Source organism: Marinovum sp. (assembly GCF_048263515.1).
Lineage (GTDB): Bacteria > Pseudomonadota > Alphaproteobacteria > Rhodobacterales > Rhodobacteraceae > Marinovum.
The window spans coordinates 349285-373575 of the sequence record NZ_JBLXEC010000002.1; the positions used below are offsets into that span (position 1 = coordinate 349285).

The 24291-nt window shown below is 66.1% G+C and carries 22 protein-coding genes; 11 read left to right on the top strand and 11 right to left on the bottom strand.

The annotated features are described in order from the left end of the window. Window positions 1-66: 66 nt before the first annotated feature. The 5 genes from ACN0SE_RS04170 to ACN0SE_RS04190 form a co-directional block, all read right to left on the bottom strand. Window positions 67-1434, bottom strand: a complete 1368-nt coding sequence (locus ACN0SE_RS04170; protein ID WP_417523222.1) for a CmpA/NrtA family ABC transporter substrate-binding protein — start codon at window positions 1432-1434, stop codon at window positions 67-69. Window positions 1435-1701: 267 nt separating this feature from the next. Beyond that, complete coding sequence (locus ACN0SE_RS04175) at window positions 1702-2877, bottom strand: CmpA/NrtA family ABC transporter substrate-binding protein (protein ID WP_417523223.1); 1176 nt, start codon at window positions 2875-2877, stop codon at window positions 1702-1704. Then, window positions 2874-3458, bottom strand: a complete 585-nt coding sequence (locus ACN0SE_RS04180; protein WP_417523224.1) for an ANTAR domain-containing response regulator — start codon at window positions 3456-3458, stop codon at window positions 2874-2876. The genes ACN0SE_RS04175 and ACN0SE_RS04180 overlap by 4 nt, the downstream gene beginning before the upstream one ends. Window positions 3459-4019: 561 nt before the next feature. Next, a complete protein-coding gene (locus tag ACN0SE_RS04185) occupies window positions 4020-4388 on the bottom strand; it encodes a DMT family transporter (RefSeq protein WP_417523225.1) in 369 nt (122 codons plus the stop codon). Further along, on the bottom strand, window positions 4385-5878 hold the full coding sequence (locus ACN0SE_RS04190; RefSeq protein ID WP_417523226.1) for a UbiA family prenyltransferase: 1494 nt from the start codon (window positions 5876-5878) through the stop codon (window positions 4385-4387). Before ACN0SE_RS04190 ends, ACN0SE_RS04185 begins: the two co-directional genes overlap by 4 nt. 103 nt (window positions 5879-5981) lie before the next feature. Between ACN0SE_RS04190 and ACN0SE_RS04195 the strand changes: the two genes are divergently transcribed. Then, on the top strand, window positions 5982-7694 hold the full coding sequence (locus ACN0SE_RS04195; protein WP_417523227.1) for a hypothetical protein: 1713 nt from the start codon (window positions 5982-5984) through the stop codon (window positions 7692-7694). Window positions 7695-7884: 190 nt separating this feature from the next. Here ACN0SE_RS04195 and ACN0SE_RS04200 read toward each other — a convergent pair whose 3' ends face one another. Continuing rightward, complete coding sequence (locus tag ACN0SE_RS04200) at window positions 7885-8736, bottom strand: carbon-nitrogen hydrolase family protein (protein ID WP_417523228.1); 852 nt, start codon at window positions 8734-8736, stop codon at window positions 7885-7887. Continuing rightward, window positions 8736-9794: a C45 family autoproteolytic acyltransferase/hydolase gene (locus tag ACN0SE_RS04205; RefSeq protein ID WP_417523229.1), complete on the bottom strand. Its 1059-nt coding sequence runs from the start codon at window positions 9792-9794 to the stop codon at window positions 8736-8738. The genes ACN0SE_RS04200 and ACN0SE_RS04205 overlap by 1 nt, the downstream gene beginning before the upstream one ends. A gap of 179 nt (window positions 9795-9973) precedes the next feature. Between ACN0SE_RS04205 and ACN0SE_RS04210 the strand changes: the two genes are divergently transcribed. From ACN0SE_RS04210 to ACN0SE_RS04220, 3 genes are all read left to right on the top strand, one after another. Continuing rightward, window positions 9974-10507 (top strand): VOC family protein, encoded by a 534-nt coding sequence (locus ACN0SE_RS04210; RefSeq protein ID WP_417523230.1) that lies wholly within the window; start codon window positions 9974-9976, stop codon window positions 10505-10507. 79 nt (window positions 10508-10586) lie between these two features. Continuing rightward, entirely contained in the window at window positions 10587-10940 is a 354-nt protein-coding gene (locus ACN0SE_RS04215) for a hypothetical protein (protein WP_417523231.1), read from the top strand. Between the two features lie 197 nt (window positions 10941-11137). Beyond that, window positions 11138-12607 carry a biotin carboxylase gene (locus ACN0SE_RS04220; protein WP_417523232.1) on the top strand — a complete coding sequence of 490 codons (1470 nt, stop codon included), beginning with the start codon at window positions 11138-11140 and terminating at the stop codon, window positions 12605-12607. Between the two features lie 79 nt (window positions 12608-12686). Here ACN0SE_RS04220 and ACN0SE_RS04225 read toward each other — a convergent pair whose 3' ends face one another. Then, complete coding sequence (locus ACN0SE_RS04225) at window positions 12687-13619, bottom strand: LysR family transcriptional regulator (protein ID WP_417523233.1); 933 nt, start codon at window positions 13617-13619, stop codon at window positions 12687-12689. Window positions 13620-13977: 358 nt separating this feature from the next. Here ACN0SE_RS04225 and ACN0SE_RS04230 point away from each other — a divergent pair, with 358 nt between their 5' ends. From ACN0SE_RS04230 to ACN0SE_RS04260, 7 genes are all read left to right on the top strand, one after another. Then, window positions 13978-14997, top strand: coding sequence for a Bug family tripartite tricarboxylate transporter substrate binding protein (locus ACN0SE_RS04230; protein ID WP_417523234.1), 1020 nt, complete (start codon window positions 13978-13980; stop codon window positions 14995-14997). An 87-nt stretch (window positions 14998-15084) separates the two neighbouring features. Then, complete coding sequence (locus tag ACN0SE_RS04235; RefSeq protein ID WP_417523235.1) at window positions 15085-15570, top strand: tripartite tricarboxylate transporter TctB family protein; 486 nt, start codon at window positions 15085-15087, stop codon at window positions 15568-15570. Further along, entirely contained in the window at window positions 15567-17090 is a 1524-nt protein-coding gene (locus tag ACN0SE_RS04240; RefSeq protein ID WP_417523236.1) for a tripartite tricarboxylate transporter permease, read from the top strand. The genes ACN0SE_RS04235 and ACN0SE_RS04240 overlap by 4 nt, the downstream gene beginning before the upstream one ends. After that, window positions 17083-17913, top strand: a complete 831-nt coding sequence (locus tag ACN0SE_RS04245) for a sugar phosphate isomerase/epimerase family protein (RefSeq protein WP_417523237.1) — start codon at window positions 17083-17085, stop codon at window positions 17911-17913. Before ACN0SE_RS04240 ends, ACN0SE_RS04245 begins: the two co-directional genes overlap by 8 nt. 306 nt (window positions 17914-18219) lie before the next feature. Then, window positions 18220-19371: a Gfo/Idh/MocA family protein gene (locus tag ACN0SE_RS04250; protein WP_417523238.1), complete on the top strand. Its 1152-nt coding sequence runs from the start codon at window positions 18220-18222 to the stop codon at window positions 19369-19371. A 10-nt stretch (window positions 19372-19381) separates the two neighbouring features. Next, on the top strand, window positions 19382-20536 hold the full coding sequence (locus ACN0SE_RS04255; RefSeq protein WP_417523239.1) for a dihydrodipicolinate synthase family protein: 1155 nt from the start codon (window positions 19382-19384) through the stop codon (window positions 20534-20536). Next, the gene (locus tag ACN0SE_RS04260) at window positions 20533-21357 is read left to right on the top strand and encodes a sugar phosphate isomerase/epimerase family protein (RefSeq protein WP_417523240.1); all 825 of its coding nucleotides are present in this window, start codon (window positions 20533-20535) and stop codon (window positions 21355-21357) included. Before ACN0SE_RS04255 ends, ACN0SE_RS04260 begins: the two co-directional genes overlap by 4 nt. A 72-nt stretch (window positions 21358-21429) precedes the next feature. On the opposite strand, the gene ACN0SE_RS04265 is transcribed toward ACN0SE_RS04260, so the two are convergent. From ACN0SE_RS04265 to ACN0SE_RS04275, 3 genes are read right to left on the bottom strand one after another with little or no spacing between them, the layout of a single operon-like run. Further along, on the bottom strand, window positions 21430-22410 hold the full coding sequence (locus ACN0SE_RS04265) for an aldo/keto reductase (RefSeq protein ID WP_417523241.1): 981 nt from the start codon (window positions 22408-22410) through the stop codon (window positions 21430-21432). 32 nt (window positions 22411-22442) lie between these two features. Next, entirely contained in the window at window positions 22443-23723 is a 1281-nt protein-coding gene (locus ACN0SE_RS04270; protein WP_417523242.1) for a TRAP transporter large permease, read from the bottom strand. A gap of 12 nt (window positions 23724-23735) precedes the next feature. Then, window positions 23736-24263 (bottom strand): TRAP transporter small permease, encoded by a 528-nt coding sequence (locus ACN0SE_RS04275; RefSeq protein ID WP_417523243.1) that lies wholly within the window; start codon window positions 24261-24263, stop codon window positions 23736-23738. Window positions 24264-24291: the final 28 nt, after the last annotated feature.

Sequence of the window (24291 nt, forward strand, 5' to 3'; positions counted from 1 at the left end):
CCTCAAGCCCGTGCGGGCTTTCCTCGCGAGGAGGCTCTGGCAGGAGCCGAGGAGCGGCGGGGCGGGTCAGCCTTTGACGTCGGTGCCGACGACCGTCTGCGCGCCTTTCAGGCCGATCGGCAGGCTGTCGAGATAGGCGTTGGGCGCCCGACCGTCATAGGCGATGCCGTCGATGATATCCTCGGCCGGTGTCGGCGCCTTGTAGCCGTCGCTGTCCCAGGGGAAGTCGGCCTCGTTGGCCAGACCCTCGTCGACCAGCATGCGGGCGGCTTCGAGGTAGATTTCCGGCTTGTAGACCGACTTGGCGACCTCGTCGTACCAGCTGTCCGACTTGGGCTCGGCGATCTGGCCCCAGCGGCGCATCTGGGTCAGGTACCAGACCGCGTCGGAGTAGAAGGGGTAGGTGGCGTTGTAGCGGAAGAAGACGTTGAAATCGGGGACTTCGCGGGTGTCGCCCTTTTCATATTCGAAGGTGCCGGTCATCGAGGCGGCAATCACCTCGGCATCGGCACCGACATATTCCGGACGGCTCAGCATCTCGACCGCTTCCATGCGGTTGGCGTTGTCGTTTTCGTCCAGCCATTGCGCCGCGCGGATCAGCGCCTTGGTCACTGCCAGCGTGGTGTTGGGGTACTCCTCGGCAAACTCGGCGGTGATGCCAAAGACCTTCTCCGGGTTGTTCTTCCACAGCTCGTAGTCGGTGATCACCGGCACGCCGATGCCCTTCACCACGGCCTGCTGGTTCCAGGGCTCGCCGACCGAATAGCCATAGATCGTGCCGGCCTCCAAGGTGGCGGGCATCTGCGGCGGCGGCGTGACCGAGAGCAGCACGTCGGCGCCGATCTGGCCGGTGATGTTGTCCTGGCTGTAGTAGCCCGGGTGCAAGCCGCCGGCAGCGAGCCAGTAGCGCAACTCGTAGTTGTGAGTCGAGACCGGGAAGACCATGCCCATGTTGAAGGGCTTGCCGTCGTCCTTGTACTTCTCGACCACCGGCGCCAGCGCCTCGGCCGAGATCGGGTGGATCGGCTTGCCCTCGGCATCGGCCGGGATGTTCGGCTTCATCTGCTCCCAGATCTCGTTCGACACGGTGATGCCGTTTCCGTTCAGGTCCATCGAGAAGGGGGTGATGATATGCGCTTCGGTGCCGAAGCCGATGGTTGCCGCCAGCGGCTGGCCAGCCAGCATATGCGCGCCGTCGAGCTGTCCGCCGATCACGCCGTCGAGCAGAACCTTCCAGTTGGCTTGGGCCTCGAGCGTGACAAACAGTCCCTCGTCGAGGAAATAACCCTGTTCATAGGCCACGGCGAGCGGCGCCATGTCGGTGAGCTTGATGAAACCGAAGGTCAGCTCGTCCTTTTCCAGGTCGAGCATCTGCGCGAAGCCGGGGGTGGCAAGGGCGGTCGAGGCGGCAAGGCCGAGGAGGAGGGTCTTCATGAAAGTCTGTCCTTTACTGAGGCCCGGGAGGAGAGGGTCGGGCAAACAAAAAAGCCGCTGACGCACTTCGCTGGTGGGCGAAGGGTCGAGCGGCTTTGCTCTTCGGGTCCCGGACGTTCGGGAGAATTCCAGCAGCGGACGCCATTGCCCGCCGGTGGGCCCTTTATGCCTGTTCAGGTTGTGGCTGCGCAAAGGAAAGGGCGGGGCGGACCGTGATTTTTCTGCAATGCAGCGTGATCTTCGCTGCGGCTGCACAAGAAATGGGCGTCAGGCCCGGTCGGGGTCAAAAATGCGGCCGTCGAAGAACCGGTCTGGGCCGAGAATCAGCCGGCCAGTTTCGGCCGGGGCTGCCGTCGGCTCGGTCACGCCGCCCTCGATCCGCGACGAGGCGGTGGGCAAGCTGGCCGAGAGACCGGCCAGGGCCTGGCGGTGCAGGTCAGTGCGAAAGACCCCGGCGGCAGCGGATTTGGCGGTGCTGCGGTCAAGCCCGGTGCGCGCCGCCAGTTGCAGCCCGATCCATTCCGCCTGGCTGCGCCAGGGAAAGCTCGCGGCCGAGCGGTGAAAGGCCAGAAAATCCGGCACGTCGCGCTCTTCGCCCCGCGGCGAGACCACCAGCCGGCCTGACAGCGCCCGGTCGAGGATGTACGCCGGCAGGTCGAGATAATCGGGGCGGGCGAGGATCTCGGCGGTCAGGCTGCGCGAGGCCGGATCGCCCAGCCAGCGCCCGGCACGCCAGACCGCGCGGATCAGCCGGCCGCGCAGCATCTCTTCCGCCTCGGCCCAGTCGGTGCGCATCGCCAGCACCTTTTCCGGCGCAAAGCCCCAGATCGCCGAGCCGGGCAGCAAAAGCGCACCCATGCCGTCCTCGACCGCCTGGCTGCCCCAGGGCTCGCCGACGCAGAAGGCGTCGATCTCGCCGGCGCGGATCGCATCGCCCATCAGTGGCGGCGGCACGGTGCGCACGAAGACCGACTGCGGCGCCGGCAGGCCCAGCGCCGAGAGCCAGTAGTAGACCAGCTCGGCGTGCATCGAGAAGGGGAAGGGAACGCCGATCCGCAGCCCGTCGCCCGCCGCCGCGATCAGCGCCAGACCGGCAGCGCGGGCGTTGGTGAAGCCGAAGTCATGGCCGGCGTCGCGCAGCCGGTCGGCGAGCGCGCGACTGACGCCGATAACATTGCCGTTAACCGAAAGTACCGAGACCGCCGAGAGCGGCGCGCCGGCGCCGCCAAGCCCCAGCGCCGTGGCCACCGGCACGGGCGAGAGCATATGTGCGGCGTCGACCATGCCGAAACTGAGCAGATCGCGCAGGGCCGACCACGAGGGCGCGCGGCGCAGCTGCAGGCTGATGCCTTCCTCGGCGGCAAAGCCCATCTCCTGAGCGATGATCAGCGGCGCGGCATCCACCAGCGGGATGAAACCGACGGTCAGCGGTGTCAGGCTCATCCCAGGAGCCCCGCTGCCGTGACCAGCGCCTGGGCCACATCGGCCACTCGCTTGCCCTGGTCCATCGCGGCCTTGCGCAAGAGCGCGTAGGCCTCGTCCTCGCTGACCCCGCGGGCCTTCATAAGCATGCCCTTGGCGCGGTCGATCACCTTGCGGTCCTCGAGCGCGCGTTTCATCTCGGCCAGTTCGGTGCGCATCCGCTGGAACATGCGAAAGCGGGTGATGGCGGCGTCGAGCACCGGCTTGATCCGCCCGGGCTGCAGCCCGTCGACCACATAGGCCGAGACGCCGGCCTCGATGGCGGCGGCCGAGAGCCCCTCGGCCGAGCGGTCGACGAACATCGCCACCGCGCGGTCCTGAGGGCCCGAGGCCAGCGCCAGTTCCTCGAGCATGTCGCGCGAGGGATTCTCGATGTCGATCAGCACCACATCGGGTTGCCGCGCCTGGATTTGCCGGGCGAGGCTGGTGGGCTCGGCGATGACCTGAATCTCGAAATCGCCGGCAGCGCGCAGGCTGTCGACGATGAGCAGCGCGCGGTCGCGGTCGGGTTCGACGATGATGATCGAAAGCGGGCGGGGCATGAGGGCAGATGCGGCGCTTGGTGCGCCGTTGTAAATGGGGCGCGCGGGGTTTGGGGGCGTTCGTTGTGCGATGTGCCTAAATGTTGGGCAGACATGCGGACCTCTGACGGTTTCGCGCAAGCCGCGCCATCGCCGCCCCGGGGGGGGCGGGACATGCCGGAGGCATGCCTTTGGCATGACGATGGCGCGGCGGCCTTCAGCCCGCGCCGGGGTGTAGAGCGAGGGCTGGGCTTGGGGAAATCAGCAAGCAAGTCCGGGTGCACGCATGCGATGGTCGCGCAAGCCGCGCCATCGCCGAGCCGCGGGGTGGCGATCCGCGCCTGGTTCGGACGCGTTTTATGGCAGCCAGATCCGGAAGAGATCGGAGCGGCGCCCCTACCTCAAACAAATCGCCGCCCCGGGGGGCGGGTCATGCCGGAGGCATGCCTTTGGCATGACGATGGCGCGGCGGCCTTGCGGCCTTGATTCCGCGCCGGGGCGTTGGACCTAGGATGCGCTGTGGGTGCCTTGCTTCCGCGCCGGGCTGTGGATCGAACTCTGGGCTCTCGCGACCAGTCCCACCTACCGCCCGAACGCCATCACCAGCAGGCCCGAGATGATCAGCGCCATGCCAAGCACCCGGGTCAGCGTCAGGGTCTCGCCCAGAAACAGCACGCCGGATCCCGCCACCATGACAAAGCTCATCGCCACGAAGGGATAGGCCAGCGACAGGTCCATCCGCTTCAGCGCAAAGAGCCAGAGCAGCGTGCCAACGCCATAGAACGCCAGCCCGCCCAGCACCCAGGGCGACAGCAGCATCGCCAGGCTCTTGTGCACCACGCCGGCGCCTTCGGCAAAGCTCACGCGTCCGACGCCGGTCTTGAAACAGGTCTGGCCCAGCGCCGACAGGGCGACACTGACGAAGATCAGGGCAAAGCCCGCCGGCGTCACTGGATGAACCCCACGAAATCGAGGTAGCGCGCGGCCACGAACATCGTCACCACCGCCAGCAGGGTGATCTGGCTGATCCGGTCGGTCAGGGCAAAGACCACCGGATCGTCGCCCACCTTGCCACGGATCGCCCACATCCAGGTGCGGTAGATCCAGAACATCAGCATCGGCACCGCCAGCCAGAGGATGTCATCGGCGCCATAGGTCTCTTTCGCGGTGGGGCTGTTGATGTACTGCGCCAGCGTCAGCAGGCTCACCGCCGCATTGGCGATGCCAAAGATCTGCATGCTCGCCAGCTCGGCCCCCCAGTAATTGCGATGCGGCAGCTTGTCGTCATCCTCGACCGAGTCGAGCTCGATATATCGTTTCATGTAGGCGAGGCTGACGAAGAAGAAGAGCGAGAAGGTCAGAAGCCAGGGGCTGAGCATGACCGAACAGGCCGCCGCCCCGGCAAGGATGCGCACGGTATAGAGCAGCGACAGCACGATGACATCGACCGTCGAATACTGCTTGAGCGCAAAGGAATAAGCCGTGGTCAGGACAAAGTAGATCAGCAGCACCACGCCGAAGGGCAGGCCCACCGCGCCAAAGCCCAGCAGCAGCGCTGACACCATCAGCGTGCCTGCGGCGATCACCCCGTGCACCGGCCGCACCAGCCCGGCGGCAAAGGGGCGGAAGCGCTTGCTGCGGTGGCGGCGGTCGGCGGGAATGTCGATCAGGTCGTTGACCAGATAGACGCCGGAGGCCATCAGCGACATCGCCAGAAAGGCCAGAGCCGCCAGCGCCAGCGCCCCGGCCTCGGTATAGAGATGGGCAAAGAACAGCGGCAGGAAGACCAGGGTGTTCTTGGCCCATTGGTGCGGCCGCATCGCCTTCCACAGCCCGCGCCAGGCCGGCGGCGCCGGATCGGTGACCAATGAGACCCGGTCGCCCGTGGCCTGCATCTCGGCCTGCGCGGCGCTGTCGGGGCGGATGAAGCCCGCCCGATGCGCCGCCCGCCACACCGGGATGTCGGCGGCGCTGTCGCCCAGGTACTCGAAAGGCCCGTGGCTGTCGGCCTCGATCGCGGCCAGCTTGGCCGCACCCTTGAGATTGTGACCGGGGTCGGAGGCCAGCACCGCGTCGAACAGGCCCAGATGCACGGCAATCGCCTCGGCCACTTGCCGATCGGCGGCGGTGGCCAGCACGATGCGGCGGCCCTGCGCCCGCGCGTCCCTCAGATAGTCGAGCACCGTCTCGTCATAGGGCAGCAGCGCCGGGTGAAACCCGTCGCGGTCCCAGACCGCGCGCTTGATGCCGCTCGCGCCATGCGCTTTCCAGGCGGCCAGCACCGGCGCCCAGTTGCGCGGCCGGACCAGCGCCGCGATCAACAGCTCCTGCGCCACGTCGGTGCGCACCAGCGTCCCGTCGAGATCGACGTATAGCGGCAACGAAAGCCCTGTATCGGTCTGCGTCAAATCCTCGGCCAAACCCGTTTCCAAATCTCGCAACAATCTCTCCTCGCTGCGGCCTTACTGCAATGTCAGCTGACAATGACGCCGAATTGTGCGGATTTTCTGGCACGAGGCAGTCTAGACTGTAAAAAGTTAACCCATGTCTGGCAAAACCGATTTTGTGACACGCCTTCTGGCGGTTTTCGTGCTTTTTCTTCTGGCTTTCGCGCTGCGGGCGCTGGGCGCGGACTATGGCTACTTCCACGGAGACGAGCGGATCAACGATGCCGCGCGGGCGCTGGCGGGGCAGATCGTGCCGGGGCAGCACTTCTATCCACCGCTCTACAATTACATCAACGGGGTGGCCTTTGGCGGGCTCTTCGCGCTGGGGCTGCCGCAGGGCTGGTGGGGTTCGCCGGGGGAGTTCCGGGCGCAGTATTTCACCGATCCGACGGTCTTCTACCTGACGGCGCGCTACGTGACGGCGGTGATCGGCGCGCTGATCGCACCGCTGTTCTTTGCCATCGCGCGGCGGGTGGGGCTGGGGCTCTGGCAGTCGTTGGCGTTGGGGGCGCTGGGCGTGGTCTTTCCGCTCGGGGTCTTCATGTCGCATATCGCCAAGGGCGACGTGGCGCTGGCCACGGCCACCGTGGCGGTGTTCTGGGCGCTGTTGGCGCGGCTCGACGCCGGGCGGCCGGGGCGCTGGGACATCTGGCTGGGCATCTTCGCTGTGCTGGTGGTGAGCTTCAAGCAATCGGGGGTCTTCGTGCTGCTGCCGCTGGCCTTTGGCATGGCGGGGCTGCTGCTGGCGGCCGAGGGGCTGGGCGCGATGGCGCGCAGCATGGGCCGGGCGCTGCTGACCGTATTGCTGCTCTGGCCACTGCTGAACATCGGCATCCTGCTGGATTTCCAGAACTTCCTCGCATTCCAGAAGATCCAGACGGTGATGTCGCTGCGCACCGGTGATGGAATCTGGCCCGGCCTTGCCACCCTCGCACAGCGGGCCCTGACGCTGACCTGGGGCATGACCCCGGTCTTTGCCGTTCTGGCGCTGCTGACGCCGCTGCTGCTGGCGCTGCCGGCCTGCCGCCTGCGGCGCAAGCCGGCGCTTTTGGTGATCTGGGGATCGCTGGCGCTGGGCACGCTGGCGCTGGGCTTCCTTGCCGGGCCACGCCAGCCGGAGCACCTGTGGATCGCCAGTTTCGCGGGCTTCACCCTGTTGTCAGGCCTGGCCCTGGCCGGGTTGGTTGCCGCGCCGGGCTGGTGGGGCCGGGCGGCGGGCGGCACGCTGGCGCTGGGCCTGGGGCTGTCTCTGGTGGGCGCCGGCATCGCGGTGACCGAGGCGCTGGCGCCGCCGATGTGGCAGGAGACCGACGCCTATATCGCCGAGCACCTGGCCGACGAGAAGATCATGACCATGGCGGTGACCCATCTGCCGCAGGCCCGTGCGGCGCAGCAGATGGAGATCGCCCGCTGGCAGCACCTGGCCGAGAAATACGACACGCCACTGCCGGAGATGGCCGAAGAACGGCTGATCACCGACGAGGCGCCGGGGGCGGTGTTCTACATCGGCATGCCGACGGTTCTCTATGGTCTGGAAGGGGTGGACGAGGACGACCCGGACTTCCAGGCCCAGGCCCACGCCTGGCCGCCGCAGCGCGAGGAATGGCAGCTGGACCACTGGCGGGCCCAGGGGTTCGAGACCTTCGTGGTCAAGGACCCGGAGTTCATGCGCTCCGAGGTCGATTCGGAGTTGATGCGGGCGTTTTTCAACGACCTGCATGCGCGCTGCGAGGTGGCGGCGGCGTTCGATCCCAACAAGCCGCTGTTTCTCGAGAGGGAGATTGCGATTTATCGCTGTGGCGAGAACTGAGGTGGTGCCTGTGTTTTCGCCGTGCCTGCGCACGTCGACCGGCTGGGGGGCCAGCCCCCCAGACCCCCAGTTTGAACTGGGGGGCCAGCCCCCCAGACCCCCCGAGGGTATTTTCGGCAAGAGGAAGGGGGGAGCGGGGTGCTGATGGGTGTTGTGGCGCGATCCTTTGGCGGGGACGCGAGTGCGGTTGTCAGCGCAGGCGATGGGCCTTTTGCAGGGGGCCGAGGCTGTCGAGGTAGTCCGAGCGGTAGCCTTCCTCGTAGATCGGGAAGCGGACCTGGCTGTCGCGGAAGCTCTTGAGCGGCTGGCCCATGTTGAGGATGCCGCGTTCGCGCTGGCGGCGGACTTCGGCGAAATCGACCTCGAGCGGGATCATCTCTTCCTGCACGTTGCCCTTGTGCAGCAGACGGCCGGCCGGGTCGATGACCTGGGAATAGCCGTTGCCGCCGGCCAGCAAGCCGTTGATGTGAAAGACATACATCTGGAACATCGCCGCCGCCGCCTGGGCGCAGGCGAGATCGGCGTGGCGGTCGACGAAGGCGGCGTTGACCGGGTTGATCAGCACCTCGGCGCCCATCGAGGCCAGTGTCCGGGTCAGCTCGGGGAACCAGATGTCGTAGCAGATCGACAGGCCCAGACGGCCGACGCCGGGCACATCGAAGACGCAAGGTTCCGTGCCGGGGGTCACGCCTTCCTCGTAGGGCGTGAAGGGGAACATCTTGTCGTAGCGTGCCACTTCTTCGCCGGCCGGGTTGAACACCGGGGCGGCATTGTAGATGCGGCCGTTGCGCCGTTCGAAGTAGGAGCCCGGCAGCAGCCAGACCTTGTGCTGGCGTGCCATCTCGGCAAAGGCGATGTCGAGGTCGCCACCGGCGGCCTGGGCGCTGGGCAGGGCCGGGCCATGCGGCGCCAGTTCGGAGAAGCACACCATCTCGACCCAGGGGTAGAGGTGCATCAGCAGTGCCAGGCGCTTGCGCATCTCGGCGACGTTGTTCTGGGTGGTCACATGCATCTGGATGCCTGCGATGGCAAATCTGGTCATCAGGCCGTCCTTTGAAGGTCTGTCAGGAGGGTCGGCGCCGCGGTCATGCGGCTGCCGAAATCGGAATATCCCACGGCGAGCGTGGCGGGGGCAAAGCTGTCGATCTGCCAGAGGTGGCTGCTGCCGTCGCCCCAGAACAGCCGCGCCGTGCCCAGCGCGGGACGATAGGCCACCGAGAAGACGGTGCCATAGCCGGCGCGGTAATTGGCCGAGAAGAACGGCGGGGTGAGGAAGCTGGCCTGCAGCGTGGCCTCGTCGGGATAGCCCTGGGCGAACATGCGGCTCAGCGCCTGGGCGCGTTCCAGCGTCGCCGAGATCCGGCCGTGGCGCGGCCATTCCACGCCCAGCTGGTGGTTGGTGGCCCAGGGGGTGAACTGCACCATCGCCGGGCGGTCGGGGCTGAGAAAGACCGTCGCCGCCTGGCCCTGACGATCGGTCAGGGTGACGTTGTAGGACATGTGGCAGGGTACCGCCCGCAGCGCCTCGAGCCCGTCCTGCACATCGGTACAGGTCTCTAGCACATAGCGAATGAGCAATGGGATGCCGAAGCCGCGGCCGGTCACCACCCGCCCGCCGAAGCTGAGCGAAACGGCGAGGCCATCCTCGTTCATGCCGTCCGACAGGCCCGAGAGGCCTTCGACCATGCCCATCACCACCTTGCCGCGCCAGTTCGAGCGCAGCATCGTCGCCTCGCTCAGTGCCGGGTCGAGGTCGTAGTTGCGCATCAGGAGCGGGCCGGACAGGTCGGTGGTGGCGGCCTGGGTGCAGCTCACCAGGTAGCGCGGCGGGCACCAGAAGGTGAGGAATTCGCCCAGCACCGGGTCGTCAGGCAGGGCTTCTGACAGGGTGTCCACCAGTCGGGTCATCTCCGGCATGTGGCGGCGCAGGGCGCGCTGCGCCTCGCGGCTGGTCTCGGCGGTGGTGCCGCCGCGTGCCAGGTACCAGTCGCGCCAGCCCGGCCAATGGGCGCCCAGCAGATCCTGCCAGACCACGCCGGGGCGTTCCTCGGTGCGGCCGGCAAAGCGGCGCTCGAGGGAATAGCCCGGTCGGGGCGGCACGGGGGGTGGGACGGCAAAGGGGGACATGTGGCGGGAATCCAGTGAGTACCAGGTACACTATGGGTCATGGTGTTGCGGTTTCAAGCGCAATCTGCTACATCATGGTCCATGGTGGCGATAATGCCCCAAGGTTATTGCTTAAAAAACGGACAGACGTCCGCCTGACGTGGAGACAGATGATGCCGAAGAAACCCGCAGTTGCCCCGCGCGGCTACCGGACCTGCACCGCCGCTTTGGCCGTGGCGAACGTGCCGGCGGCGCTGGCGTTCTACGAGGCGGCCTTTGACGCCAAGGTGCAGGCCCGCGACAGCGAGGCCGAGCCGCGCTTTGCCACGATCAAGGTCGGCAGCTCGATGCTCTTTGTCACCGAAGGCTGGGCCGGTCATGGCCACCAGCCGACGCCGGGCGCGGCCTCGGTCGCGCATCACATGTATGTCGAGGATGTCGATGCCAGCTTTGCCCGGGCCGTCGAGGCAGGCGCACAGGTGCTGGCCGAGCCGGAGCTGGCCTATTGGGGCGAACGCTGCGCCACGCTGAGCGATCCGATGGGCCATGTCTGGACGCTGGCCACCCGGGTCGAGGCGCTGACCCCGGCGCAGATCGCCGCGCGGGCCGCGGCGTCGGCCGAAGAGGCCGCGCCCGAGCGGACCGAAGAGGCGGGCGCGGCAGAGGGCGAGACCCCGGCCAGCGAACCGGCCGACAGCCCGAGCTGACGCCGACATCGCGTTGCAAAGGCGGTGAGTAGCGCCGTATCACGGGTCAAACGCCTCAGCAGACGAGATCGCCACAGCCATGCAGGAAACCCCGGCGCCGACATTCACGATCCGGCAGAACGACCTGGCGGGCCTCGCGTCGCAGAAACGGATCGGCGACCATCCCGTCGCCGTCCGCACCGCCCGCGAGGTGGCGGGCGGCGGCTTTGCCGACCAGTCGAAGCACCCCAACACCTGGACGGTCTATTTCCTGGTCGATGACCAATGGGCGCTGGTGGAATCGGCGCGCGGGTTGCGCCGCGAATGGGCCAGTCTTGACCGGTTGGAGAAATGGCTGCGCGGCATGGGCTTCCGCTTCTTCTACGTGCGCAACGACATCGATGCGGTCGAGATGGAGTGGGACGGCCCGATGGGCGGCCCCTCGATGAAGTGAGCCGCACGGCGGCGACAGAACGCCCGCGTCGCCGCGCCCGGAGCCGTCGGGCCGGGCCCCTTCGGCGCTGGCTGAATTCCGGGCGATGGCCCGATTTCGGGCGGTTGGGCACAGGCTGGAAGGTGTGGATAAAAACACAAGCCTTGCCAAACCTGTTAGTGCTGGGGGACGCTTGGGGAACCAAAAAAGGGAATCACATGCCACCCGCCAAGAAACGCACCCGCAGGAAAAAGCTGACCGGCCTCAGCGAGATCTTCAATTACCTTCGCAAGAACACCAAGCCGATCTATATCGTCACGCCCACGCCCTACAGTCTTCTGGGGCTCGACCAATGGGTCGGCGGGCTCGAGTACATCAATTACTTCGACATTTTCGACGGCACCCATCCGCGATCCTTCGTGCCGACCAAGATCATGCATGACGAGTTCCAGTCGATGGAGGATGTCGGCAACTATCTTGTCAGCCATCCGCAATTCGTCGCCAAGGCCAAGGCCAACCCCGGCGGCAAGGCGATCTTCGTGATGTTCAACGAGACCACGGAAAAGCTTTGCGCCGATATCGGTGTCGAGGTGGCGCTGGCGCCGGCGGCGCTGCGCGAGCGGCTCGACAGCAAGATCGTCACCACCCAGCTCGGCAACGAGGCCGGGGTGGACAGCGCGCCCAACATCATGGGCGAGGCCGACAGCTACGAGGCGCTGACGGAGCTGGCCGAGAAGGGCAAGCTGGGCAAGGACCTGGTGGTGCAGACGCCGTATGGCGACAGCGGGCGGACGACCTTCTTCATCAAGTCGCGCAAGGACTGGGACAAGTATTCCGCCAAGATCATCGACCAGAAGCTCAAGGTGATGAAGCGTCTGAACCACCTGCCGGGCGCGATCGAGGGCTGTGCCACGCGGCTGGGCACCTTCGTGGGCCCGGTAATGACCGACATCACCGGCTTCGTCGAGGTCACGCCTTACAAGGGCGGCTGGTGCGGCAACGACGCCTCGCCGGCGCTGCTGCCCGAAGGCGTGCCTGACAAGGTGCGCGAGATGGCGCGCAAGTTCGGTGACCGGCTCTACAAGGAAGGCTACAAGGGCGTCTTCTGCCTCGACTTCCTGCTCGATACCGACACCAACGAGGTCTATCTGGGCGAGCTGAACCCGCGGGTCTCCGGCGTGACGCCGCCGACCAACCTGATCACCTCGACCTATGGCGGCTGCCCGCTGTTCCTGTTCCACCTGCTGGAATATCTCGACGTCGATTACGAGGTCGATGTCGAGGCGGTGCAATCGCGCTGGAACGACTACGACAACTGGACGCAGCTGGTGCTCAAGCAGACCGAGGACAAGGTCGAGCTGATCACCAAGGCGCCGCAATCGGGCATCTGGCGGCTGACCAGCGACGACAGGGTCGAATTCGTCCGGCAGGCGCTCAACCCCCAGTCGCTGGGCGACGAGAACGAGGCCTTCTACCTGCGGGTCTATTCCGCCGGGGATTACTGCTATCACGGGGCCGATCTGGGCTGCGTGCTGGCGCGGGGCCGGATGCAGACCGACCGGCGCAACCTGACGCGCCGGGCCAAGCTGTGGAACTCCGGCATCAAGGCGCAGTTCGAATCGATCCCGCTGCCGGCGGTCGAGCCGATTGCCATTCCGGACAATATCTCCGACGGCAAGTGGTTCTGAGCCAGAGCTGAGGTCCTGAAAAACAGAACGGCCGCGCGGGACACCGGGCGGCCGTTTCGCCTTGGTCGGGGCAGGGTGCTCAGGCGATGTCGGGGTATTGGTCCCGGACCTCGAGCGCCATCTCGACGAAATCCCATTCCGTGGGCGTCAGCGTCTCACGCGGGGCATGCACCAGGTAGACATCGGCGCCGATGCTTTCGCCGGCCACCGTCAGCGGCCAGAGATCGCCGCGTGCCACGTCATCCTCGACCGTCTTGCGCGGCAGCAGCCCGATGCCGAGATCGGCCACCACCATGCGGCGCAATTCCTCGAAGTTGGTGCTGATGCCGTTGATCTGTTCGCCCAGCTGCATGTCGCCGCGCAGCAGCGTCAGCGGCTCGAGATCCGGCCCGTCGGTGGCGCAGCCGTAAGAGATCAGCGGTTCGATCTGCAACTCGCCGAGGCTCAGCCCCTCGTGGCCGTAGAGGCGATGCCCCTTGCCGCAATAGACGTCGAATTCCCGCCGGAACATGCGGATTGACGGCAGGTTGTCGAGCGGCCGCACCAGCAGGGCGAAGCCCAGCGTCGCCTTGCCCTGCTGGATGGCGCGGACGATCGACTGGCTGTTCTTGACCTCGCCCTGAAACACCGCGGCGGGAAAGCGGGCGTGGTATTGCCGGAACAGCCCGTCGATCATCGGCGAGACCAGGCTCGAGGCGATCTGGTAGCGCAGCTGCGGCCGCTCTTCGAACTCGTCGTCGCTGACCAGATGCGAAATGCGCTCGGCGCTCTGAAAGATGTCGCGGCATTCCTGAAAGATGCGGGTGCCCCGGGTGGTCAGCTCGAAATGCCGGCTGTCGCGGATCACCAGCTGGCAATGCAGCTGGGTTTCCAGCTTCTGCAGCGCGCTGCTGACCGAGGGCTGGCTGAGCCCCAGCCGTTTGGCCGCCTTGGTGATGCCCTGCTCCTTGGCGATCACGTAGAACATGCGAAGCAGGTTCCAGTTCAGGTCCGATTGCAAGTGAGTGTTCATGGGTGCTCGGCGCCTTGGGTCGGAAGGATGGAAGGGGCGGGCCCATGGCAAGGGCCCCATATCCTGTAGAGTAACCAGTTTGCCGCCCCAGATTATGCGCTGGAATCGGCTTTGGCTAGATGGTTGCAGATTTTAATCACTAGGCGTGACAAAAATATTTTTGTTGCGCCGTAACGGGAAGGGCTGGGGGCGGCAGATCGGACAGGTCGCGCCGTCAACCGTCCCCGGTTGCGCGCTGGGCGTGGGCCGCAACCCTGATGGCCGGCCTGCAGGAAACTGGGGAAGAGGCGCGCAAAGGATTTGACAGGTGCGGTGTGTCTTCATAACCTACCACATGGTAGATAACGGAGGAGATATCATGCCAGCTCTCAGAACTCTCGCGCTCGTGGCTGCCGCCAGCGCCCTTGCCGCCCCGCTTGCCGCCCAGGATTACAGCTGGAAGCCGGACCGCCCGATCAACATCATCGTGCCGTGGTCGGCCGGTGGATCGACCGATCAGGTCACCCGCGTCGTCGCCCCGATCCTCGAAGAGGCGCTGGGCACCGAGGTCGTGGTGGTCAACCAGCCCGGCGCCTCCGGCTCGACCGGTACCAAGGCCGCGCTGGACGCCCCGCGCGACGGCTATACCTGGACCGCCAACGCCATCGCCAACAATGCCACCTATGCGGTGACCGGCCTGATCGAGAACACCTCGATCGAGGACTACGAGATCTACCTGCACGTCGCCAACGTGCCGGTGGTCAGCGTCAACGCAAACGCGCCCTATGCCGATTTCCCGGCGCTGCTTGAGGCGATGAAGACCGGCTCGGTCACTGTCGGCACCGCCGGCGTGAACTCCTCCGGCGGCATGGCGCTGGCGGCGATCAAGGAAAGCGCCGAGGGCGATCTCTCGGGAGCGCGGATGATCACCTATGACGGCGGCAACCCGGCGGTGATCGCCGCGGCGAGCGGCGAGGTCGAGGTGACGACGCAGCTTGCCGTCGAGCAGACCGAGATGATCCGCGCCGGCCGCCTGCGGGCGCTGACCGTGCTGTCCGACACCGCGCTCGAGGTCGAAGGCATCGACCCGGTGCCGCCGATCACCGACTTCCTGCCGGAGTTCCACGTGGCGGCCGATTACTTCGGCGTATTCATCCCCAAGGGCGCCCCGCAAGAGGTCTATGACACCGTCAATCAGGTCTGGCAGGATCACGTGATGTCCAGCGAGGCGCTCAAGTCCTATGCCACCGACCGTGGCGCCGTCTTTGCCCCGAGCTACGGACAGGAAGCGCTGGACAAGGCAATGCCGGTGGTGATCGCCGAGGCCTGCGCCCGGGTGACCCGTGGCGAGGCGGTGGTGAACCCCTCCGAGATCGGCATCGACTGCCCAGAGGGCTGATCTGTCGACCCGGGCGTGGCCTTGCGCCGCGCCCGGACGGTTTTCCGGCCGGGGCCAGCCCCGGCATTTCAGCACGAGGGGCATCTCATGCGCATGGCCATGGCCGACCGTCTGACGGCGGCACTCCTATTCCTTCTGGGGCTGGCACTCCTGAATGGTGGCTACACGATGGACCGGCTCGAGATCCGTCAGATCCACCCGGCCTCGATCCCCGGGCTGGTGCCGATGATCCTGGGCTTTCTGCTGGCGCTCTGCGCGGCGCTGCTCTTTGCCGCGTCCTTCAGCGCGCATGAGCGGGGCCGGGCGATGGTGCTGTCGGGCGGGTCCTGGGGCCGGCTGGGCCTGACCGCGGCGATCTGCACGGTCTATGCGCTGGGGCTGGTCGGCTGGCTGCCCTACTTCTGGGCGACGCTGATCTTTGCCACCACCTTTGCAATGCTCTTCTCCTTTCCGCTGCACGCCCCGCGCCGGGCGCAGGCCATTGCCGCGCTGGCGGCATTGGCGCTCGGCACCGGTGTGGCGCTGGGGTCATCGCTGCTGTTTCAGGAACTCTTTCTGGTGCGTCTGCCATGAGCGGTCTCAATGATCTGATCGCCGGGTTCGGCACGCTGATGGCGCCCGAGATGCTGTTTCACGCCGCATGGGCGACGCTTCTGGGCATCGTCGTGGGCTCGCTGCCGGGGCTGACGGCGACCATGGGCGTGGCGCTGATGACCACGCTGACCTATTCGCTCGACAGCACCACTGCGATCCTCGTGCTGGTCTGCATGTACGTGGGCGCGATCTATGGCGGGTCGCGCAGTGCGATCCTGCTGAACATTCCCGGCACCCCGGCCAGCGCCGCCACCTCGCTTGACGGCTATCCTTTGGCGAAACAGGGGCGGGCGGGCTATGCCATGGGGCTGGCCACCGCCGGCTCGGCGCTGGGCACATTGGCCGGCGTGGTGATGCTGGTGCTGGTGGCGCCGCCGCTGGCAGAGGCCGCGCTCAACTTCGGCAGTTTCGAGTTCTTCTGGCTGGCGGTCTTCGGCATCCTGATCTCCGGCCAGCTCACCGCCGACACCACGCCGCTCAAGGGCTATATCGCCGGGCTGCTGGGCCTTGCCGTGGCGATGATCGGGTCCGAGGGCATCCACGCGCATGTGCGCTTCAACCTCGGGCTGCAAGACCTGAACGCCGGCATCGCGCTGATCCCGGCCATGGTCGGCGCCTTCGGCTTTGCCGAGGTGCTGACGGCGATGTGGAACCGCGCCGGCCAACTGGCGATCAAGAAGGACAAGAGCGACCGGACCCTGCCGGACCTGATGGACCTCTGGCGGTACAAGGTCACCATCGCGCGGTCCGGCATCATCGGCACGCTGGTGGGCATCATCCCCGGCGTGGGCGAGGATATCGGGGCATGGGCCAGCTATGCCGCGGCGCGCAAGACGTCGAAGGAAAAGGAAAAGTTCGGCCACGGCAGCCACGAGGGGCTGATTGCCGCCGAGACCGGCAATTCCGCGGTGGTGCCCGGCTCGCTGATCCCGGCGATCACCCTGGCGGTGCCGGGCTCGGCCTCATCTGCGGTGTTGATCGCGGCGCTCTTCATCCACGGCATCCGGCCGGGGCCGCTGATCATGATCGAACAGCCTGATTTCATCGGGCAGATCAGCGCCATGGTGGTGATTGCCACGCTCTTCATGGCCTTCTACGGGCTGACCCTGACGCGCGCCTTCGTGCAGGTGCTCAAGGTGCCCTATGCTTATCTGATGCCGGTGGTCTTCGTGCTTTGCGTGATCGGAACCTATGCGCTCAGCCAGCGGATCTTCGACATCTGGATCATGGTTTTCTTCGGGCTGGTAGGCTTTGTGCTGCGGCAGATGAAATACCCGATGGCGCCACTGGTGCTGGGCATCATTCTGGGCGATCTGCTGGACAAGAGCCTGCGCCGCGGGCTGACGCTGAGCGACGGCGAGCTGGCGCCGTTCTTTACCCGGCCAGTCTCGGCAGGTTTCGTGGCGCTGATCGTGCTGTCGATCGCGATGAACGTGCCGGTGTTGCGGCGGCTGGCGCTGTCGCCGCTGCGCTGGATCGGGGCGCGGCGGAATGCTTGAGCTGAGCCTTTGCAACGAGCTCTTGGCCGCCGAGGGCAAGAGCTTGGCCGAACAGGCGCGGATCGCCGCCGCGCTGGGCTACATGGGGCTGGAGCTGGCGCCATCGACCTTGGGGCCCGCGCCGCACCGGCTGAGCGCCACGCGCATTGCCGAGATCCGACAGACGGTCGAGGACGCCGGGCTGCGGGTGACCGTGCTGCATTGGCTGCTGAGCGGCTACCCCGAGGTCTCGATCACCGATCCCGCAGGGCAGGGCGCGGCACGCGACATCCTGCTTGGGCTTGTCGATCTCTGTGCCGATCTCGGCGGGGCGGTGCTGGTGCATGGCTCGCCGAAACAGCGGCTGCGGCCCGAGGGCATGTCGGACATTGCGCTGACTGATCATCTGGCAGCCTTCTTCGCCCCGGTGGCGCAGGCCGCCGAGGCGCGCGGCGTGACCTATTGCATCGAGCCGCTGTCGCCCGCCGAGGATGACACCGTGACCTCGGTGGCGCAGGGCGTGGCGCTGGCGCGGGCGATCGACAGCCCGGCCTTTCGCACCATGATCGACATGAGCGCCGCCGGACAGAGCGAACCACCGGTGGCCGATCTGCTGCGCCACTGGGTGCCGACCGGCCTGATCGGCCACGTTCATGCCAATGACACCAACCGCGGCGCGCCCGGCATGGGCACCGATCCGCATGGCGAGATCGTCAGGGCGCTGGTCGAGCTGGGCTGGGACCGGCCGGTGGGTGTCGAGCCCTTCCGTTGCTGTCTTGATGCCAGCGTGACCGCCGCTATCGGCATCGCCACCCTTCGGGCCTGTGAGCGGGCGATCCGGTGAGATTTCGGGCCGCGGGCTTTCGCGGCCGCTGGCTTTGGGGCGGGGCGATGGCGGGCGCAATGCTGGCAGGTAACGATCCGAATTTCTGTCGCAATGACAGTCTGTTGCCTCACGTTCCTCAGCAGCTGCTTCAGGCAAATCGCACCGTTCGAACATGAGGGTGATTGACAGGAATCAGCTAACCTACTAAATGGTAGATTAACACCTGCCAGCGTGCAGGTCCGTGATGGCGCCACCGATGGGGTGGCGGGTTGGAGGAGACCGGACCCCGAGGGGGCGGCCGGAATGCAAGCAAGGGAAGAGACCATGGCAACACAACGCATCGGCATCATCATGCACGGCGTCACCGGACGGATGGGCATGAACCAGCACCTGATCCGCTCGGTTCTGGCGATCCGCGATCAGGGCGGCATTCTGCTCAAGGATGGCGACCGCCTGGTGCCCGACGTGATCATCGTCGGCCGCAATGAGAAGAAGATCGCCGAACTGGCCGCGAAACACGGTGTCGAGCGCTACACCACCGACCTCGACGCGGCGCTGGCCAATCCCGACGACACGATCTTCTTTGACGCCGCCAGCACCCAGATGCGGCCCGGGCTGCTGCGCAAGGCGATCGATGCGGGCAAGCATGTCTATTCGGAAAAGCCGGTCTCGGAAGGGTTGGAAGAGGCGATTGCCATCGCAAAGCACGCCAAGGCCAAGGGCGTCAAGAACGGCATCGTGCACGACAAGCTCGACCTGCCGGGCCTCTTGAAACTCAAGCGCCTGCGCGACAGCGGCTTCTTCGGCAAGATCCTCTCGGTGCGTGGCGAGTTCGGCTACTGGGTGTTCGAAGGCGATTGGATGCCCGCGCAGCGTCCGTCGTGGAACTACCGCAAGCAGGACGGCGGCGGCATGGTGTCCGACATGCTCTGCCACTGGCGCTATGTGCTCGACAACGTGGTCGCGCCGGTCAAGGCGGTGAACTGCACCGCGGTGACCCATATCCCCGAGCGCTGGGACGAGAACGGCGAACGCTATGACGCCACCGCCGACGACGCGGCCTATGCGACCTTTGAACTCGAGGGCGACATCATCGCCCAGCTCAACAGCTCCTGGTGTACCCGCGTGCGCCGCGACGACCTGGTGACTTTCCACATCGACGGCACCCATGGCAGCGCCGTGGCCGGTCTGCACACCTGCTACTCCCAGGCCCGGGCCAACACGCCCAAGCCGGTCTGGAACCCGGACCAGAAGCAGACCATGAACTTCTTCGAGGATTGGGTCGAGGTTCCCGACAACGCCGATTTCGACAATGGCTTCAAGGTGCAATGGGAGCAGTTCCTGCGCCACGTGGTCGAGGATGCGCCCTGGTCCTACACGCTGGAAGAAGGCGCCAAGGGCGTGCAGCTGGCTGAGCTGGGCTACAAGAGCTCGGAAGAGCGTCGCTGGCTCGACGTGCCGGCGCTGGACATCTGAGGGGGCTGACATGGCAAAACTGATCCTCCCCGTCTCGGGCAAGGGCACTGCGCCGCTCGAGATCACCGCCGGCCCGGTCCCCGCACCGGGCGGCGGCTGGACCCGCACCGCCTATGCGGCCGCCCACGTGGTGGCCGATCCGCTGGCCGAGGTCGACCCGGGCGATGGCGTTGCCGTCGACTGGGACCGGACGCTGGCCTTCCGGCAGCACCTCTGGTCGCTGGGCCTTGGCGTGGCCGAGGCGATGGACACCGCGCAGCGCGGCATGGGCCTCGACTGGGCGACCTCGCTCGAGCTGATCCAGCGCAGCATGGACGTGGCCCCCGAGGGCGCGCTGATCGCCAGCGGGGCAGGGACCGACCACCTGACGCCGGGACCGGACGTCACCATCGACGACGTGATCGCCGCCTACGAGATGCAATGCGAGGCGGTCGAAGCCACCGGTTCTCGCGTCATCCTGATGGCCAGCCGCGCGCTGGTGCAGGCGGCAAAATCGCCCGACGATTACGCCCGCGTCTATGGCCGCGTTCTGTCGGGCCTCAAGCAGCCCGCGATCCTGCACTGGCTGGGCGAGATGTTCGACCCGGCGCTGGCGGGCTATTGGGGCGATGCCGACCACATGGTGGCGATGGAGACCTGCCTCTCGGTCATCGCCGACAACGCCGACAAGGTCGACGGCATCAAGATCTCGCTGCTGTCGGCCGAGAAGGAGATCGCCATGCGCCGTCGCCTGCCAGAGGGCGTGGTGATGTACACCGGCGACGACTTCAACTACCCCGAGCTGATCAAGGGTGACGACCAGGGCTTTTCCCATGCGCTGCTGGGCATCTTCGATCCCATCGCCGGCGCCGCCTGCCGGGCGCTGAACGCGCTGGCCGAGGGCGACGAGGCCACCTATCACGCGACCTTCGACCCGACGGTTCCGCTCAGCCGCCACATCTTCAAGGCGCCGACGCGGTTCTACAAGACCGGTGTGGTCTTCCTCGCCTACCTGATGGGCCACCAGGATCACTTCACCATGGTCGCCGGTCAGGAAAGCGCGCGCTCCACGCTGCATCTGGCCGAGGCGATCCGTCTGGCCAACGAAGCGCAGCTCTTCACCGACCCCGAGGAAGTGGTGCGCCGCGCCCGCCCGGTGTTCCAGGCGCGGGGGATCTCGGCATGAGAGAGCTGAGCGCTAAGGACCTGTCGCTGAACACCGCCACGGTGTCGAAGCAATGGAGCCTCGAGGAATGCATCGAGGGCTGCGTCCGTCACGGCATCGGCGGCATCTCGCCCTGGCGGGACAAGCTGCAGGAGTGTGGTGTCGACCGCGCGGCCAAGCTGATCCGCGAGGCGGGTCTCGGTGTCTCGGGGCTCTGCCGGGGCGGCTGGTACACCGCCGAGGGCGCGCTGACGCAGAAGGTGATCGACGACAACAAGCGCGCGGTCGATGAGGCCGCTGCAATTGGTGCTGAATGCCTGGTGATGGTGGTGGGCGGGTTGCCCGAGGGATCGAAGGACATCGTCGCCGCCCGCGAGATCGTCACCGAGGGACTGTCCAAGACGCTGGACTATGCCCGCACCCAGGGCGTCAAGATCGGCATCGAGCCGCTGCACCCGATGTATGCCGCCGACCGCGCCTGCGTGAACACCACCGGCCAGGCGCTGGATATCTGCGACCAGCTGGGCGACGGCATCGGCGTGGCGCTCGACGTCTATCACATCTGGTGGGACCCGGCGATCGCCGCCCAGATCCAGCGCGCCGGCAAGGAACGTCTGCTCGCGTTCCACGTCTGCGACTGGATGAACCCGACCCGCGACATGCTGACCGACCGCGGCATGATGGGCGAGGGGGTGATCGACATTCCGGCGTTCCGCCAGATGGTCGAGGCCGAGGGTTTCGACGGTCTGGTCGAGGTCGAGATCTTCTCGGCCGAGAACTGGTGGACCAGGCCCGCCGATGATGTGCTCAAGGCCATGGTGGCCTCGCTGCCGGCGATCTGACAGGGCCGTTAAAACAAAAAAACGCCCTCCCTGCCGACTGTGGCGGGGAGGGCGAAGCGCGGCGAAGGGCAGTTAGCGGGTGCGGCCCTTGCCCCACATGTCGATGTCCTTGCCAAGCTCCTGCTTGAGCCGCTCTGACGCGTCATCAAGCGCCTTGAGCACCGAGGCGTCGAGCTCGACATCCAGCAGCTTCTTCAGCCCACGGCTCTGCTCGCCGTTGCGGGTGCCGACGATCACGCCGCCCACCGCCTTGCGCGATTTCAGCCAGCCGATGGCCAGTTCTTCCATGCTCAGACCCGTCTCTTCGGTGAGCGCCCAGAGCGCGTCGAGCAACTCTTGCCCGGCCTCCTCGGCGCCCTCTTCCTTGTGCACCACCTCGGCCCATTTGCGGTGATCGAACATCCGCGTGCGGGCGCGGTTGACCGGGAAATCCTGCAGCGAGCGGTACTTGCCCGCCAGCAGACCCTGCATCAGCGAGGAATAGCACATGATCGGCACGCCGGCGGTTTTGCACTTGGGCTGCACCTCGAACTCGATGGCCCGGAAGAACAGGTGATAGGGCAGCTGGTTGACCGAGATCTCGCCAAGCGCCAGCGCCGCATCCAGATCCTCGGTGCCGTAGTTCGACACGCCGTAGTAGCGGATCTTGCCGTCGTCGCGCAGCTGCTTGAGCGCGCCGATGCTGTCCTCCAGCGGCACCTCGCGGTTGGGCCAATGCAGCATGTAGAGGTCGATGTGATCGGTGCCGAGGTTCTTCAGGCTGCGCTCGCAGGCGGCGATCAGGTCGTCGGGCGCCACGTTCTTTTCGGCCACCTTGGACGAGATCACCATTTCCGACCGCTTGTCGCCAAGGGCGCGGTGCAGCAGCTGCTCGGAATAGCCGGCGCCATAGGCCTCGGCGGTGTCGAAGAAGTTGATGCCGACGTCAAAGGCCGCCTGCAGCGCCTCGATGGAATCGCGTTCTTCCTGGGCGCCAAAGGCCCCGGCGCCGCCCATGCAGCCATAGACGATGCGGCTGGTTTTCAGATCGGTCTGTCCGAATGTCTGGGTCACTGTCTGTTACCTCACAAGTGGTTATTGAACGCTCACCCGACCAGGTTCGGCAGGGTCAGAGAGATGGCCGGCACGAAGGTGATCAGCATCAGCGCCACGAAGATGGCGATGTAGAACGGCCAGATCGTGCGCACGGCCTTTTCCATCGGCAGCCCGCCGACGGCACAGCCGACAAACAGGCAGGAGCCGACCGGCGGGGTGCAGAGCCCGAGGCCGAGGTTGACCAGAAGGATCATGCCGAATTGGTAGGGATCGACGCCAAGGCTGTTGGCCACCGGCAGAAAGATCGGCGTGCAGATCAGGATCAGCGCCGCCATGTCCATGATCATGCCCAGCAGCAGCAGAACGCCGTTGATCATCAGCAGGATCAGGATCGGATTGTCGGTCAGCCCGGTCAGGAGCTCGATCGTCAGGTTGGGCACCCGGTAGAAGGTGAGCATGTAGGCAAAGGCCGCCGCACAGGCGATCAGGATCATCACCATCGAGGTGGTCTTGACCGACGACGACACCGCGATCTTGAAGTTCTCCCATGTGATGTTGCGATAGACCAGCAGCGTCACGAGGAAGGCATAGATCGCGCCGAAGGCTCCGGATTCGGTGACGGTGAAGACGCCCGACAGCACGCCGCCGACGATGATCACCGCGGTCAGAAGTCCCGGAATGGCGCTGAAGAAGGTAAAGGCCAGGGCCTGCCAGCCGGGGAACTTCTCGGCCTTGTAGCCGCGCTTGACCGCGACGATGTACGCCGCCGCCGCGAGACAGAGGCACATCAGCACGCCCGGCACGACGCCTGCGAGAAAGAGCTTGGAGATCGAGATGCCGCCGCCCGCCGCGATGGCAAAGATGATCATGTTGTGACTTGGCGGGATGATGATCCCGGCGATCGACGAGGTCACGGTGACGTTGACGGCGTAATCGGCGTCATAGCCCTTGTCCTTCATCACCGGCACCAGGATTGATCCCAGCGCCGAGATATCGGCGATGGCCGAGCCCGAGATGCCGCCGAAGAGCATCGAGGAGAACACGTTGACGATGCCGAGCCCGCCGCGCACCGCGCCGACCGCGGCCGAGGCAAAGCGCACCAGCCGCATGGCGATGCCGCCGTGGAACATCAGCTCGCCGGCAAAGATGAAGAAGGGGATGGCCATCAGCGAAAACACGTTGATGCCCGAGACGATGCGCTGGAAGCCGATCATCAGCGGCAGGCCTTCGTACCAGAAGGCGGCAATCGCCGAGATGCCCAGCGCAAAGGCCACAGGCGTGCCAATGACGACGCAGAAGGCAAAAAGCCCGAGAAGCAGGAGAAGTCCCATGGGGGTTTGCCTTTATTCGATGTGGTCGACGCGCTTGTCTCGTCCGAGGAAGACGCGCGTCAGATGGCCGAGAGAGAAGACGAGGATCAGTCCGCCGGCCACGGTTAGCGGCAGCGAGCGATAGCCTTCGCTGATCTGGATCAGCGGGATCAGCGAGCTCCACTTGAAGATCGTGAGCTTGGCGCCGTACCACAGCATCAGCCCGCCGAAGATCGCCATCAGCAGGTCGGACACGATCACGAAAAACGTGCGCACCCGCGTGGACACCATGCCGCGAAAGGCCACCACCGAGAGGTGGGTGTTCTCGCGGACCCCGACCGAGGCCCCGAGAAATGCGATCAGCATCACCAGCAGCAGCGAATATTGCTCGACCCATGTGGGCGTGTCGTTGAGCACGTAGCGGCCGAAGACCAGCCAGCCGAAGATCACCGTCATGACCACCAGCGCCACGCCGGAAATCACGCGACAGAGCCAGACGATGGCGTCGAACACGCGTTCCAGCGCTCTGAGGCTCTTCAGCAGTTCGGGAGTATCGTTCATTTGCGCTTCTCTTTCGAAAAGCGCCCGT

What these genes read in the sequence shown, in the direction of transcription:
- ACN0SE_RS04170 (WP_417523222.1), bottom strand. Translation starts at nt 1,434, where the DNA reads ATGAAGACCCTCCTCCTCGGCCTTGCCGCCTCGACCGCCCTTGCCACC.
- ACN0SE_RS04175 (WP_417523223.1), bottom strand. Translation starts at nt 2,877, where the DNA reads ATGAGCCTGACACCGCTGACCGTCGGTTTCATCCCGCTGGTGGATGCC.
- ACN0SE_RS04180 (WP_417523224.1), bottom strand. Translation starts at nt 3,458, where the DNA reads ATGCCCCGCCCGCTTTCGATCATCATCGTCGAACCCGACCGCGACCGC.
- ACN0SE_RS04195 (WP_417523227.1), top strand. Translation starts at nt 5,982, where the DNA reads ATGTCTGGCAAAACCGATTTTGTGACACGCCTTCTGGCGGTTTTCGTG.
- ACN0SE_RS04200 (WP_417523228.1), bottom strand. Translation starts at nt 8,736, where the DNA reads ATGACCAGATTTGCCATCGCAGGCATCCAGATGCATGTGACCACCCAG.
- ACN0SE_RS04210 (WP_417523230.1), top strand. Translation starts at nt 9,974, where the DNA reads ATGCCGAAGAAACCCGCAGTTGCCCCGCGCGGCTACCGGACCTGCACC.
- ACN0SE_RS04215 (WP_417523231.1), top strand. Translation starts at nt 10,587, where the DNA reads ATGCAGGAAACCCCGGCGCCGACATTCACGATCCGGCAGAACGACCTG.
- ACN0SE_RS04220 (WP_417523232.1), top strand. Translation starts at nt 11,138, where the DNA reads ATGCCACCCGCCAAGAAACGCACCCGCAGGAAAAAGCTGACCGGCCTC.
- ACN0SE_RS04225 (WP_417523233.1), bottom strand. Translation starts at nt 13,619, where the DNA reads ATGAACACTCACTTGCAATCGGACCTGAACTGGAACCTGCTTCGCATG.
- ACN0SE_RS04230 (WP_417523234.1), top strand. Translation starts at nt 13,978, where the DNA reads ATGCCAGCTCTCAGAACTCTCGCGCTCGTGGCTGCCGCCAGCGCCCTT.
- ACN0SE_RS04235 (WP_417523235.1), top strand. Translation starts at nt 15,085, where the DNA reads ATGCGCATGGCCATGGCCGACCGTCTGACGGCGGCACTCCTATTCCTT.
- ACN0SE_RS04240 (WP_417523236.1), top strand. Translation starts at nt 15,567, where the DNA reads ATGAGCGGTCTCAATGATCTGATCGCCGGGTTCGGCACGCTGATGGCG.
- ACN0SE_RS04245 (WP_417523237.1), top strand. Translation starts at nt 17,083, where the DNA reads ATGCTTGAGCTGAGCCTTTGCAACGAGCTCTTGGCCGCCGAGGGCAAG.
- ACN0SE_RS04250 (WP_417523238.1), top strand. Translation starts at nt 18,220, where the DNA reads ATGGCAACACAACGCATCGGCATCATCATGCACGGCGTCACCGGACGG.
- ACN0SE_RS04255 (WP_417523239.1), top strand. Translation starts at nt 19,382, where the DNA reads ATGGCAAAACTGATCCTCCCCGTCTCGGGCAAGGGCACTGCGCCGCTC.
- ACN0SE_RS04260 (WP_417523240.1), top strand. Translation starts at nt 20,533, where the DNA reads ATGAGAGAGCTGAGCGCTAAGGACCTGTCGCTGAACACCGCCACGGTG.
- ACN0SE_RS04270 (WP_417523242.1), bottom strand. Translation starts at nt 23,723, where the DNA reads ATGGGACTTCTCCTGCTTCTCGGGCTTTTTGCCTTCTGCGTCGTCATT.
- ACN0SE_RS04275 (WP_417523243.1), bottom strand. Translation starts at nt 24,263, where the DNA reads ATGAACGATACTCCCGAACTGCTGAAGAGCCTCAGAGCGCTGGAACGC.